Raw genomic sequence first — 14,524 nt, forward strand, 5'->3', positions numbered from 1 at the left:
AAAAGCTTCAATTATTAAAATCTTACATTAATTCCGGCCGTAACAACCAGTGGGTTAGGGTAGCCAAATCCTGGAGTTTCCGGATCCAGACCGGTGAAGGATTTCGACTTCATTAAAATGGCTAAATTGTCTCCTCCTATATATACACGAAGATTCTGCATTTTTAACTTGCTGATCAGCTGTTTGTTAAATGTATAGCCGATCTGGGCGTTTCTCAACTTAAGATAAGAGCCGTTTTCAATAAAATAGGTTGAAAGACGGGCCTCGTTATTATCATCTGTTAACGCTACTGCAGGAATATCAGAGTTCGGATTGGAAGGTGACCATGCGTTTAATAACCTTGCGCCTTTATTTGAAGAAGATTCGATGGCACCCCAGAAATCCGTATAAGATTTGGCATCATTTCGTACGGCTACATCGCCTATCCCCTGTAAGAGAAAAGAGAAATCAAAATTTTTATAGTTGATGTTTGCATTAAAGCCATAAGTATATTTTGGCACCGGATTTCCAATCCAGGTACGGTCATTTATATCGATAACACCGTCATGGTTTAAATCCGCGTAACGGATTCTTCCAAGTCCTTTGTTGGGTTGCGCAGCAGAATTATCTACCTCAGCCTGAGTCCTGAAAAGACCATCGGCAACATAACCAAAGAAAGATCCAATAGATCTGCCCAGGATATTCTGTCCTTTGCCATCACCGCCGTATGCGTTTACTACTGCCGCAGGCAGATAGGTAACCTTATTTCTAACCATATCGAAATTTCCATTCACGTCGATACTTAAATCATCCGTTAAGCGGCTTTTGTGGCCCAGGGATAGTTCAAATCCACGGTTTTCCATTGATGCACCGTTTACATAGGTGTTACCGCCTTCTCCAAGCACACCAATATACGGAGGAAGCAATAAGATGCCAGTAGTCTTTTTAAGGTAATAGCCAACGCTGCCATACAATTTTTGTTTCCAGAGCGAAAAGTCAAGGGCGACATTGCTCATTTCTGTTGCTTCCCAACGCAGGTTTGGATTGGCATTCTGAGACAGATAAAACCCTGAAGGAAGTACACCGCTTTTGTTTCCATTCATATCATAGGAAGTGATATTGTAATTGGACAGGTAAATATTATAAATTGCGTTATTATTAATCTCCTGGTTACCGGTTTTTCCCCATCCTGCATGAAGTTTCAAATCGTCTACAAAGGAAGCATTATTCTTTACGAAAGATTCTTCACTGATCCTCCATGCACCTGAGAATGCAGGGAACCAGCCATATTTATTATTTGCTCCAAACCTGGAAGAACCGTCTCTTCTGATGGTTGCAGATACAAGGTAACGATCCATGTAAGAATAATTCGCTCTACCTATATAAGACAAGAGCACGTTTTTTGCACCACTGCCGCTGTTGTCTTTTATGCCCGTACCAGCATCTAAATAAAGGTAATCAGGATCTTCTAAAACGAATCCCTCCCTCGAGGCCATAAAAGTATTGGAGTTCTCTACGTAGTGTTCTGTTCCTGCAAAGGCATTAAGGCGGTGATTGCCTGACTCCAGGCTGTAGTTCAGGGTATTGGTCCAGGTGGTTTTCACATTGTGTGTCTGGGTATTGATTACTTTGTTCACATCATTAACCAGGTAACCACTCTGGTATTTTTTTTGCCAGTTCCTGCTTGTATAGTCACCGTAATCAATCCCGAAATTGGATTTGAATACCAAGCCCTTTGCAATTTTAACATCTGCAAAGAAATTACCAAACAACCTCATGAAGTCATAGCCATTCTGTTGATTGTCTTCCAGCACCCGAACAGGGTTCTGGCGATCGTTCATCCCGTCAACAGGACCGCCCCAGCCTATGCCATCTACGGTATGCACCGGTATGATCGGCAATGCCTGCAGCGCAGAATTAATAATGTCGGCAGCAACTTCTTTTGTTTTGGTCACGCTCAGGTTCTGACCTATGGTCAATGCACCATTGAATAACTTATAGTCTGAATTTATTCTTGCTGAAATACGGTTGAATCCGGTCGTTCTTACAATGCCTTTGTTGTCAAAGTAGCCAAGGGAAAGTAAATAGTGTCCGTTTTCAGTTCCGCTTGAAACCTGCGCATCATAATTCTGAATGATACCAGGCTGGGATATTTCTTTAAACCAATCTGTATTTGAAGTGCGAAGGGTTTGTGTAGCGTTTAGAAATTCGGGTAAAAGTACCTTATTTAATACGGGCTGATTGGTATTTGGGTCAACTTTCCAATCGAATTGATAACGCAATCCGTTCGAATTAGGGTCGAGGTTTTTGTTGACATAGGCCTGCCACAAAATTTTACCATAACCTTCTGCATCCAGCATCTCCAACTTATTTACATAGGTAGAAAGCGATGAGTAAGCGTTTCCACTTAACTGAGTTTTACCTGTTTTCCCCTTTTTGGTGGTAATAACGATCACTCCGTTTGCTGCCCTGGCGCCATAAATACTGGCAGATGAAGCATCTTTAAGAATCTGCATCGATTCAATATCTGCCTGATTGAGCTCATGCATGCCTGACTTGGTCGGTACGCCATCTATAATATACAGGGGATCATTGTCATTTAAAGTTCCAATACCTCTGATTCGGATGGTTGCCGGAGCGCTGGGCGATCCGTTTCCTGTGATATAAACACCTGCTACCTGGCCCTGCAATGCTTTCATTGGGTTGGCTACAGATTGCTTTTTAAGTTCATCTACATCCACAATGGCCACATCACCTGTCAGGTCTTTTTTCCTTTCTGTCTGGTAGCCGGTTACCACCACATCGTTCAGATTGGTGGCGGAAACTTCCAGTTGTGCATCTACTACCGATGTACTGCCAACCTTGGAACTGACCGTCTGAGCGCCCATGTAAATAAACCGGAGGGTTTGCCCCCCGGCAGCCTCGATTAAAAATTTCCCCTTTTCGTCTGTTTGTGTGGATTTACCAGTTTCCACATTATAGACAGAAGCTCCCGGAACAGGTTTTGAGGATTTATCGGTAACCGTCCCGGTAATGTTTCGGATTTGTGCGTATGTACTCGCCATAAAGCAAAACACAAGAACACAGCATAGTATTACTCTTCTCATAAAATATTGGTTTATAATGGTTAGTTTTTTTACATAATCAGCATTTGCCGGTTATGTAGTTTGTTTGTTTTTTATCCTCTAGGCAGCAGTGTGCGTACTGTTACTGGCAGGTTTTGTGGTAAATAATTCGTTAAAGAAAGCCTGGTATTCCTCAAATTTGTATTCAGGGCATCCGCCCTTCTTGGTAGCGATAAATGCACCCATAGCAATTGCTTTTTTAAGGATTTGTAAGGGTTGATCCTGACGACTATGGGCCGCAATAAATGCCGCCAAAAAGGAATCGCCACTGCCAATTGTATCCTTTACCTTTATCTCATTTCCCCAAACATTGTAGGTTTTGTCTAAATTATAGTATGAGGCACCAAACTCACCCTTGGTTACAATAACTTCGGGTATTTTGAAACGGTCTTGTATAAACCGTACTTTATCAGCTTCCCCTTCCAAAGAACCGCCAAACATGATTTGCACAATACCCAACTCCGCCTCATTAAACTTGACGATGTCTGCCTTCGATAATAAATGACCTAATTGAGCCTGATTGATAAAGGGCGGACGGAGATTGATATCGAACACTTTAATGGCATCATTATCCAAAAGATGATAAAGGGTATTCCTGGAGGTTTCGTTTCTGGACGCTAAACTTCCAAAAATAAAGTATGTTGACGGTTTTATATGTTTGATGAGTTGCTGACTTTGATCAATAAAATCCCAGGCTACCGGAAATACAATTTCATAACTTACTTCATTTCCATTGTTCATTTTGGCCAGAACCTGGCTGGTTTCAAATTGCTCATCAACTTGTAGAAGCCCTGTATTTATTCCCCAGTTTTCCATCAATTCAACGAGTTTTTGGCCATTTTCATCGTTCCCAATCCGGGTGATCAGGCTTGAGTCCATGCCCAGCTTATTGAGGTGATAAGCAACATTTAAAGGTGCTCCTCCGGGCTGTGGTCCGTCTGGCAATACGTCCCACAGAATTTCTCCAAAACATGTGGCTGGAGTAAAATTATAGTTTGGCTTATTTATCATATTATTCATATCGTTTAATGCATCAAAACAACATTTTCTCCGATCTGCTCCAGTGATTTTCCTTTAGTTTCCGGCATCATTTTCCAAACGAATACCAATTGCAGGACCATCATTGCAGAGAAAAAGAAAAATATATTTGCACCTCCAAATGATTCTGCCAGGTAGGGAAAGCAGAACGCAATCAGCGCTGCCATTACCCAGTGTGTAGAACTGCCGAGTGTTTGTCCTTTTGCCCTGACCTGATTTGGGAAGATCTCGGAAATGAATACCCAGATAACCGCACCCTGCGAAAAAGCAAAGAAGGCAATGAAGAGCATAACATAAATCGGGATTTCGAAACCACTGGAGGAACCGCCTAGAAAAGCAAATGCAACGAGGCCAAGGGATATGATGAGGCCTATGGAACCGATAAACATCAAGGTTTTCCGACCAACTTTATCGATGATATTGATGGCCAGTAGCGTAAAGATAAAATTGACCATTCCGATACCGACAGTAGATAAAAGCGAAGAATGTGCTCCAAGCCCTGCCATCTCAAAAATTCTTGGTGCATAATAAATGATGGCGTTTATTCCGGATACCTGGTTGAAGAAAGCAAACAGTATGGCCAGGATAACAGGTGTCTTGTACTTGCCTGAAAAAAGTCCGTCAGAAGATTTGTTTTGCTGCATATCCTGACCTGACTTCCGGATAGCGGCAAGCTCTTCATTGCAGTTTAGTGGATTGATGATGCGCAGGATTTCCAATGCTTTATCGTAGGCGCCACGTTTGAGTATAAGCCATCTTGGGCTTTCAGGAATAAAGTAGATTAAAACCAGGAATATTATGGAAGGAAATGCCTGAACACCAAGCATCCATCTCCATGATGCCTCACCTCCCTGGCTTAGCAGATAGTTTGAAAGATAAGATATTAATATACCCAGTACAACATTGAACTGGAAAAGCCCTACAAGCCGGCCTCTTCTATGTGCCGGAGATACCTCTGAAATATAAATTGGTGCAGTTACAGAAGATATACCCACGCCCAGGCCGCCTAAGAAACGGAATGCTAAAAAGATATACCAGTTATCTGCCATAGCGGTACCGAGCGAGGAGAGTAAGTATGCAGCAGCCACGAAATAAAGTGTGTTTTTTCTTCCGAAATAATCAGATGGACGGGATCCTACCAGCGAGCCGATTACCGTACCGATAAGTGCAATGGATATCGTAAGCCCATGCGCAAATGCAGAGAGGTTCCAGAACTGTTGAATGGATTTTTCAGCTCCTGAAATAACGGCTGTATCAAATCCAAAGAGAAAGCCGCCTAAGGCCACAACCATGGACCATGCCAGGACAGAGTGTTTTTTCATAAGGGTTTATTATTGGTTAACGATCGCAAATTAGACCAAATCATTCTGTGACACTATTAAAATTCTATCAAAAGCATTAAAAAATTAAATTAATTTAAAGTGTTGTTTATTAGTGTTTTATGTTTTTATTTCCCTTTCTGCTTTATCCAACTTTAAATATTGTAACACGAGATGTTAAATTTGGTTACATGGTGCTAGGTAAGGATTTGTTGCTTATTTCCAATATCGAAAAGTAATCTATAGCTTTATTAAATGAATAATCAAATATTCCTCAAACCAGCTACTGTTCAAGCTTTCAATATTTGGCTTTTGAGTCTGGCCGTTACACTGCTTTTCTTTAGCTCCTGTTCGGAAAAGAAGGAAGAAAAAAAGTTCACTATCGGTTTTTCTCAATGTGTGGGATCTGATTTGTGGAGGAAAACAATGCTCGAAGAAATGAAAATGGAATTTTCCCTTCGTTCAGGAACCAACTTCATTTACAGGGATGCGAACAACAGCAGCAAGAAACAGATTGAGCAGGTAGAAGAATTGGTTGATAATCATATTGATCTTTTAATTATCTCTCCAAACGAAGCATCTCCATTGACGGATATTGTCGAAAAAGTATATAATAAAGGAATTCCGGTAATTGTTCTTGACCGGAAAACTTCTTCATCTCAATACACTGCGTATGTAGGTGCCGAGAACTATCAGGTCGGCAAAATGGCTGGCCAATACATCACTAAGCTACTGAAAGGAACTGGCAAAGTGGTCGAAATATTAGGTTTACCGGGATCTTCTCCGGCGATGGAGCGCGATAAAGGTTTTTCCGATGAATTAAGTAAATCACGGGGAATAAAACTAGCTGCTCAGTTTTATGGTAATTGGGTTGCCCGCAGCACCATTCTGGAACTGGAAAAGAATAAAGAAACGATACTACAATCTGACGCTGTTTTTGCACACAATGACGTTATGGCCGCAAGTGCTGAAGATTTTCTTCGGCGCCACAATGCCTCAAAACACATCAAGGTAATAGGAGTAGATGCGCTTCCTGGTTCGGGCGGTGGACTACAGCTGATCAGTGAGGGAAAAATATCAGCCAGTGTGTTATATCCCACAGGTGGCAAAGAAGCCATTAGTATTGCATTCAAAGTTTTAAATAAAGAACCTTTCTCAAAAGAAAATATCCTGCAGAGCTTAGTTATCGATAGTTCTTCAGTTCAGCTGATGAAACTTCAATGGGCAAAGGTATCCAGTCAGCAAAGAGATATTGAACGCCAGCAAACGATGTTGTCCGATCAGCTTCGGATCTACGATAATCAAAAGCTGGTGCTCAATTTTATTGTGATCACACTGGTATTGGCCGTGATATTTGGAGGACTGGCATTTTTTTCCTTATTGGAGAACCGGAAAATTAATAAAAGCCTTGAGCAGAAAAATGTCCAGATACTGGATCAGCGAAATAAGCTAATCGATGCCTCGGACAAGATTGAAGCAGCGACCGAGGCCAAGCTTAATTTTTTTACCAATATATCCCATGAGTTCAGAACCCCGCTAACCTTGATTTTATCACCATTGGAAGATTTATTGAAAAGCGATAAAATCCAAAGCGGGGAAAAGCGGGAATTAACGATGATTCAAAAGAATGCGTATCGGTTACTGAAGCTGATCAACGAACTTATTGACTACAGAAAGATAGAACATCAGAAATTCCATGTGCAATCAACCAGGAACAATGTTCAGTCTTTCCTGAATGAAATAATAGAAAGCTTCAGATACGGCGCCCTGAAAAAAGATATCGCTTTGAAATTTTCCTTTCCACAACATGATATCGTGGCCAATTTTGACGTAAGTATTCTTGAAAAGATCGTACTCAACCTATTGAGCAATGCATTGAAGTTTACCCCGGCTCATGGACGAATTATTGTGGATTTGACCACTAAGGATAATAATTTTATCATTTCAGTTGCCGACAATGGCAGTGGGATGAATCAAGAGGAATTGCAGCAGGTTTGGGATCAGTTTTATCAATCCAATACCAGCGAATCGAGGGGATCTGGTCTTGGTCTTTCCCTTACTCGTGAACTGGTGCATTTGCATGGCGGCACTATTGAAGTGCAGAGCAGAAAATGGCAGGGAAGTACTTTCACTGTAACCATGCCCTATGGTGAGCTGATAGATTCAAAGCTTTCCCCTGTAAGCGCAGAAGACAGAGTTGTTTCATTAACTGAACAGGTAAAAGTTTATATTACAGAAGAGTTACCTGCGGAGGATAAACAGTTTGATCCGATTGGTGAATATATCAAAGAATATTCCGTCCTGATTATTGAGGATAATCCCGACCTGTTAAATTATCTTCATGAAAAATTTTCAGCGAATTACGAGGTATTCACGGCTACGACTGGTAACCAGGGACTTCATGAAGCTTTCGAAAAAATTCCTGATATCATCGTTTCTGATGTAATTATCCCCGGTATGTCAGGCAAAGAAATTGCAAAGAAAATAAAAACAGATCTTCGAACTTCCCATATTCCGCTGATTCTGCTAACCGCACAGGCTAGCCCTGAACAGCAGATAGAGGGAATAAATAGTATGGCCGATCTCTATATGACCAAACCTTTTCATTTTGACTTCCTTCAGGCAAATGTTCGAAACCTGCTTACCAACCGTATGTTATTAAAGGAACATTATATCAGCGATATCAGCGCTGGCGTAGAGAAAAAATCAACGCTCAGCACGCTTGATAAAAAGTTCCTTAATGATTTTGCAGGCATTGTAGAGCTCCACCTGGGAAATGAAACACTAAATGTAGAGGACATTGCCAAAATGATTGGCATTTCCCGTATTCAGCTATATAGAAAGGTTAAAGCATTACTTGATTGCAGTATTACGGACTATATTTTAAACCGCAGATTGAAAAAGGCCAGTTACCTGCTGATGAATGAAGATTATTCCATTTCTGAAATCGCCTTCAAAATAGGTATTTCATCACCAACATACTTTTCTACCTTGTTTAAAGGAAAATACGGAATGAGTCCAAGTGAGTTTAAGAAAAAACAAAATAATTGATGATGCATAGTTCCGGTAATGTAGATTTCGAACCCTTTTGAATCATTGGCGAAGGACAATAACATGCTTGTCTCTTTGTTCAAGATACTTGAACACGGAAAAAAACATTTAGGATGAATGGTTGTTAAAATATCTTCAATAAATTTGATTGGTCTTTTCGATGGATCTAATCCACAATAATTATGATAAAATCAGCTCATCTGCCTGACATCTTCACACTGCAATCTATTTTTGAAGGCATTCAGGATGCCATATATTGTCATGACCTTGAATTCAGGATAACCAATTGGAGCCCTGCTGCAGAACGTATGTTCGGCTATACTGCACAAGAGATACTTGGCCAATCTGTTTTTATATTGAGTCCGGATGACAAATATTCAGAGAAAGAAAAGCTGATGCAGGAGGCTTTAAACGGTAAGCGTATCAACCAGTACAGAACAGTATGTCTTACCCGCTCAAGGATAGAAATACCCGTTACCTTATCCATTTCGCCGATCAAAGATGAAAACGGACAAATTATTGGAATGTCTCAAATTGCCCATGATGTTTCCTTCGAAGACCAGGCAGAAGAAAAACAATCCATGCTTGCTGCTATTATAGAAAGTTCCGAAGACGCCATTATCAGTAAGACGCTTGATGGAATTATAACGACCTGGAATAAAGGAGCGGAGCATATTTTTGGCTATGCCGAAGACGAGGCCGTTGGCCAACCCATCACCATACTTCTCCCTGCTGATCGTTTGAGCGAAGAAGAAAATATAATTTCAAGCATTCGGCGTGGCGAAAAGGTAGGCCACATACAGACCATCAGAAAAACTAAAGATGGGCGCTTACTAAATATTTCACTAACCGTATCGCCTATTAAAAATAGCGATGGGGCTGTTATTGGCGCATCTAAGGTGGCCCGTAATATTACTTCCCAAAAGGAGTCTGAAAAATTAATTGCCAAACATATTGAACGCCTGGAACTATTGAATGTAGTGGGCAGAAGCATTAACGAATCGCTAGACCTTCAGCAAATATTACAGCAGGTAACTGATTCTACTACAAAGCTAACCGGAGCAGCGTTTGGGGCATTTTTTTATAATCAGGTTAACCAGGAAGGAGAATCTTACCGGTTGTACACCCTATCAGGTGTTCCGGGGGAAGCTTTCGCTAACTTCCCGATGCCACGTAATACCGATTTATTTCATCCTACTTTCAGCGGAGAAGGAGTACTTCGCTCAGACGACATCACCCAGGATCCCCGCTATGGCAAAAATGCGCCATTTTTTGGAAAACCTTCCGGACATTTACCTGTGATCAGTTATCTGGCGGTTCCGGTTAAAACCAAATCAGGTGACGTGATAGGCGGGCTGTTTTTCGGTCATCAGGAAAAGGCAATTTTTAAAGAAGAGCATGAGGACCTTGTCCTTACAGTAGCCTCCCAATCGGCCATTGCTATAGAAAATTCGATGCTTTTTAAAGAGGTACAGGAACTAAGTGCTAAAAAAGACGAATTCATTGCAATGGCTTCCCATGAATTAAAAACACCAATGACCTCTCTTTTTGGTTATTTGCAGCTGGCCAATCGAAACACAGGTGAAGGTATCGCAAAAAATCTCCTTGAAAAGGCGATCAGGCAACTGGAAAAAATGATTGTTCTGGTTAGTGATCTTTTTGATGTTTCCAAGATCCAGGCCGGAAAACTACAACTGAATATGGAATACCTTAACCTGGCCATACTTATTCAGGAAATGAAAGAATCTTTTTTACAAGCCCATCCAGCGCATATTTTAACTATTGAAATGCCGGAAGAAAGCTTTGTTAACACTGACCGCATGCGCCTTGAACAGGTACTTACAAATTTATTGAATAATGCAGTTAAATATGCACCTCATGAAAAAACAATTGAATTGAAAGTTCAACATTTAGATAAAATAGTACTTACTTCGATTAAGGATTTTGGCCCCGGTATTAGCGAAGAAAACCAGCGTCATATATTCAGCCAGTTTTACCAGGCCAAAGATAATAAAGACGGTTCATCAGGATTAGGTCTGGGGCTTTTTATATCGAAAGATATTATTGAACGCCATGGCGGTCAGATTTGGGTTGAAAGTGAGCCCGGTAAAGGTGCAACCTTTAATTTTTCTTTACCATTAGCGCAAACTAGTTTGGCGTAATGAATGGGAAGCCAATGAAGCCTTAATCACTCAAATTATAATTATAAAGTGAAACCAACAGTATAAACCTGTTTTTTATAGGCACTGGGAGACATGCCGGTAATTTTTTTAAAGGATTTTGAAAAGTAGGAAAGATTATCAAATCCGGTTTGTGTCGCAATATCCGAATAGGCAAGCCTGCTGGTGGCTAATAAATACTGTGCCCGCTCAATCCGTTTTTCAAGAATGTAGGTAACGGGGCGCTGGCCTGTAAAAGTTTTGAATAAACGGGAGAAATAATCAGGGTGCTGATTAACACGTGAGGCCAGACTGGTTACGGATAGTTCCTGCTGCAAATTTACAAGGATATAACCAACTGTTTCCACTATTTTGGCCGGCGCATGTCGGTCCTCATGTTTCCGATGTAACTGTGGTTGGAGCAAACGTCCCATCAATTGAAGTAGTATACCCTGGGTTTCAAGGTAACTGGCTAAGCCCTGCATATTGTTCAATTCCTGGTATTCTTTATAGAAAATATTTTTCTCGTAAATTTTTGGGTCATCAGACCGGTTAATGCCACGGCCAGGATTTATTTCGAGTAGTCGCTTAAATAGATCGATGTCCATTTGTGTTGCCTTAATCTTTGAAACATTACGGCTTCGCGCAAATAGAGAAGTCCCGTCTACAGATTCTTCAAAAAACTGCACGAAATACTGGCTCAAATATCCGTTGCAATGTAGGTTACAAGGTGTGAAACTGGGTATAATGTATAGGTATCCGGGTTCTAGTTTTAAAGATCCCCCCGGGTCAGATACCTCACCGTTTCCATCGTCTATATAATAAATCCGGAAATAAGGACTGATCACATTCAGGTAATTCCATTTTTCCGTTAATTTCACATAATCTACATTGAGCAGCGAAAAGGTATTTTGGAGTACTCTTTTAATCATTTCTAAATGTCGGATTTTTACAATAAAAAGTCTAATTTATCTAAAAATAGATCGGATAACATGTTTATTTTTGACCGTAGTAACCAAATATTAAACCTTTATTACACAAATGAAAAAAAGAATATCCATAAGCATTATTGCAATTTCAATGTTGCTAAGTGCACAGGCTCAGCAAAAGAAAACTAATCTTGAGCAGGGTAAATTCAATTCTACAGATGAATCCTTAAAGCAATACAAATATCCCGAATGGTTCCGTGATGCCAAATTTGGTATCTGGTCGCACTGGGGCCCTCAGGCAGTTCCCCGTCAGGGCGATTGGTATGCAAGAGGCATGTATTTGCAAGGCAACGATCAGAATAAATATCATGTAGAGCATTATGGAACACCATCCAAATTTGGTTATAAAGACATTATTCCGCTTTGGAAGGCAGAAAAATGGAATCCTGAACAATTAATGGCCCTTTATAAAAAAGCGGGTGCCAAATATTTTGTAAGTATGGGTTCGCACCATGATATGTTCTTTTTATGGAATTCAAAGATACATAAGTGGAATTCGGTAAATATGGGGCCTCATAAAGATGTAGTTGGTCTTTGGCAAAAAGCAGCAAAAAAAGAAGGCCTTCGTTTTGGGGTTTCTGAACACCTGGCTGCAAGTTTCAATTGGTTCCAGCCTAGCCATGGAGCAGATAAAACCGGTTCGTTTGCCGGTGTTCCGTATGATGGACATGACCCGCAGTATTCAGATCTGTACCATTTGCCTGCTGATTCGAGCGATATAAAAGAATGGCTGACCAATAATCCGGGATGGCATAAAAAATGGTTGATATATGTAACCGAACTGATTGATAATTATCATCCCGATCTACTTTATTCTGATAGCAAAGTTCCTTTTGACGAATATGGGCGTAAAATGGTTGCGCATTATTACAATCAGGATATGGCTAAAAATAAAGGTAAACTTGAAGCCGTTTACACGCCTAAGGAAGCTTCCGGAGGTAAATGGGCACAGGATGTGGAACGTGGTGTGCTGGATTCGATAAGCCCTTTTCCGTGGCAGACCGATACATCAATTGGTGATTGGTATTACAGAACCGGACAACGTTACAAGAGTGCAAATGGAATTGCCCAGCTTTTGATTGATGTGGTTAGTAAAAATGGAAATCTGTTGATTAATGTTGTACAGACACCCGAAGGAGATTTAGAACCCGATGTAATCAAAATAGTAACGGAAATAGGTAAATGGACAAAGACTTATGGAGAAGGAATTTATGCGACAAGGCCCTGGAAAGTATACGGAGAAGGACCATCTACGATTAAATCGAACCAGAAAAAAGGCGATTTCGGCGGATTAACAGATACCCGTGAATATGAGGCTACTGACATCCGTTATACAACAAAGGGGGGCAACCTTTTTGCATTCTGCCTAGCTGTTCCCAAAACAGATATAAAAATGGAATTATTGGGAAAAAATTCTAAATATCTGGATAAAGCCATCAGCTCGGTTAGCCTTTTGGGCAGTAAAGAAAAACTGGAATGGACACAAACAGATGGTTCGCTGGTGATCCAAAAGCCTAAAAATTATCCTGCCTGGGCGGTAACAGGCTTTAAAATAGAATTTAAAAAATAAAAAATACTTAATCTTCTTTGATGGAAACCAAGCGCTCCACACTGGCGGTAATATTGATTACCTCACTGTTTTTTTTATGGGGATTTGCCCATAATCTCGACCCGATATTGATTCCGCATTTAAAACGGTCATTTACACTCACTACTGTACAAGCCACGCTTGTAGATTCGGCTGTTTTTATCGCTTATTTCGTAATGGCGTTGCCAGCAGGTATCATTATGAAGAGATACGGCTATAAAAGCGGAATTATAACTGGCCTGCTGATATTTTCAGTAGGGTGTTATTTGTTTTTACCTGCAGCACAGGCACAGTCTTACAATTTCTTCCTGGCTGCGCTGTTTATCATTGCATGTGGCCTCACGATTCTGGAAACAGCGGCGAACCCTTATATTACATTGGTAGGGAAACCAGAAACCTCTACTTTCAGGCTAAATCTTGCCCAGTCTTTTAATGGGCTTGCGGCTTCGCTTGCACCTATCATTGGAGGCAAACTGATCCTGGTGGAGGGTGTATCAGATAGCTCGCTTGGGAAAATGGATCTGGCTACCAGAAAAATGGTACTGGCATCAGAAGCAACCTCTGTACAGGCACCATATTTTGTGTTGGGAACCCTATTGGTCATACTGGCAGCTGTATTTTATTTTATCAAATTACCTGATATCAGAACAAATAATGAAGGCCGTGCTAAACAAAGTTTTTGGCAAGTTTTTAAACATAAACATTTATCATGGGCAATAGCTGCACAGTTTTTTTATGTTGGTGCCCAGGTATCTGTATTTAGCTTGTTTATTCTTTATGCAACCAAATCGGCAGGTATTACCGATAAAGAAGCAACTTATTACTTAGGTGTATGTGGTTTCGCGTTTCTGATAGGACGCTTTTTTACCACATTCCTGATGCGTTTTTTTAAGGGCCAATATTTACTGGTTACCTATGCCTTTATCAGCGCACTGCTCTGCTTTGTTGCTATAATGGCTTCTGGTATGACAACGGTGTATGCTGTTATTGGCATCTGCTTTTTTATGTCGGTCATGTTTCCTACTATTTTCTCTCTGGGCATTAAAGATCTTAAAGAGGATACGGAACTGGGAAGTAGTTTAATTATTATGTCAATTGTGGGTGGTGCAATACTTCCACGTTTTTTTGGATATTTGAGTGATGGAACAGGCAATATTCAAAATGGATATTATGTGCCGTTGGTTTGTTTTGTTATTATTATGCTTTTTGGCTTAATGGGGCAAAAAATTACCAGAAAAGACATCATTAATCAACCTAATGAAATTTTATAATTAAA

General features: G+C 40.6%; 8 protein-coding genes. 4 read left to right on the plus strand and 4 right to left on the minus strand.

Annotated features, from left to right (window positions below):
- Nucleotides 1–14: 14 nt before the first annotated feature.
- From FFJ24_RS03730 to FFJ24_RS03740, 3 genes are all read right to left on the minus strand, one after another.
- Nucleotides 15–3,086 carry a TonB-dependent receptor gene (locus tag FFJ24_RS03730; RefSeq protein ID WP_138822687.1) on the minus strand — a complete coding sequence of 1,024 codons (3,072 nt, stop codon included), beginning with the start codon at nucleotides 3,084–3,086 and terminating at the stop codon, nucleotides 15–17.
- A 78-nt stretch (nucleotides 3,087–3,164) separates the two neighbouring features.
- Nucleotides 3,165–4,124: a carbohydrate kinase gene (locus FFJ24_RS03735; protein WP_138822689.1), complete on the minus strand. Its 960-nt coding sequence runs from the start codon at nucleotides 4,122–4,124 to the stop codon at nucleotides 3,165–3,167.
- A gap of 5 nt (nucleotides 4,125–4,129) precedes the next feature.
- Nucleotides 4,130–5,464: a sugar porter family MFS transporter gene (locus FFJ24_RS03740; RefSeq protein WP_138822691.1), complete on the minus strand. Its 1,335-nt coding sequence runs from the start codon at nucleotides 5,462–5,464 to the stop codon at nucleotides 4,130–4,132.
- Nucleotides 5,465–5,716: 252 nt separating this feature from the next.
- Here FFJ24_RS03740 and FFJ24_RS03745 point away from each other — a divergent pair, with 252 nt between their 5' ends.
- Nucleotides 5,717–8,512 carry a substrate-binding domain-containing protein gene (locus FFJ24_RS03745; protein WP_246862733.1) on the plus strand — a complete coding sequence of 932 codons (2,796 nt, stop codon included), beginning with the start codon at nucleotides 5,717–5,719 and terminating at the stop codon, nucleotides 8,510–8,512.
- A 182-nt stretch (nucleotides 8,513–8,694) separates the two neighbouring features.
- On the plus strand, nucleotides 8,695–10,674 hold the full coding sequence (locus tag FFJ24_RS03750) for a PAS domain S-box protein (RefSeq protein ID WP_138822693.1): 1,980 nt from the start codon (nucleotides 8,695–8,697) through the stop codon (nucleotides 10,672–10,674).
- Between the two features lie 41 nt (nucleotides 10,675–10,715).
- Here the strand turns inward: FFJ24_RS03750 and FFJ24_RS03755 are convergent, their stop codons facing one another.
- Nucleotides 10,716–11,603: an AraC family transcriptional regulator gene (locus FFJ24_RS03755; protein WP_138822695.1), complete on the minus strand. Its 888-nt coding sequence runs from the start codon at nucleotides 11,601–11,603 to the stop codon at nucleotides 10,716–10,718.
- A gap of 109 nt (nucleotides 11,604–11,712) precedes the next feature.
- Here FFJ24_RS03755 and FFJ24_RS03760 point away from each other — a divergent pair, with 109 nt between their 5' ends.
- Nucleotides 11,713–13,230, plus strand: coding sequence for an alpha-L-fucosidase (locus FFJ24_RS03760; RefSeq protein WP_138822697.1), 1,518 nt, complete (start codon nucleotides 11,713–11,715; stop codon nucleotides 13,228–13,230).
- A gap of 20 nt (nucleotides 13,231–13,250) precedes the next feature.
- Nucleotides 13,251–14,519 (plus strand): L-fucose:H+ symporter permease, encoded by a 1,269-nt coding sequence (fucP, locus tag FFJ24_RS03765; RefSeq protein WP_371716947.1) that lies wholly within the window; start codon nucleotides 13,251–13,253, stop codon nucleotides 14,517–14,519.
- The last annotated feature ends 5 nt before the right edge of the window (nucleotides 14,520–14,524 follow it).

Source organism: Pedobacter sp. KBS0701 (genome assembly GCF_005938645.2).
Taxonomy (GTDB): Bacteria; Bacteroidota; Bacteroidia; order Sphingobacteriales; family Sphingobacteriaceae; genus Pedobacter.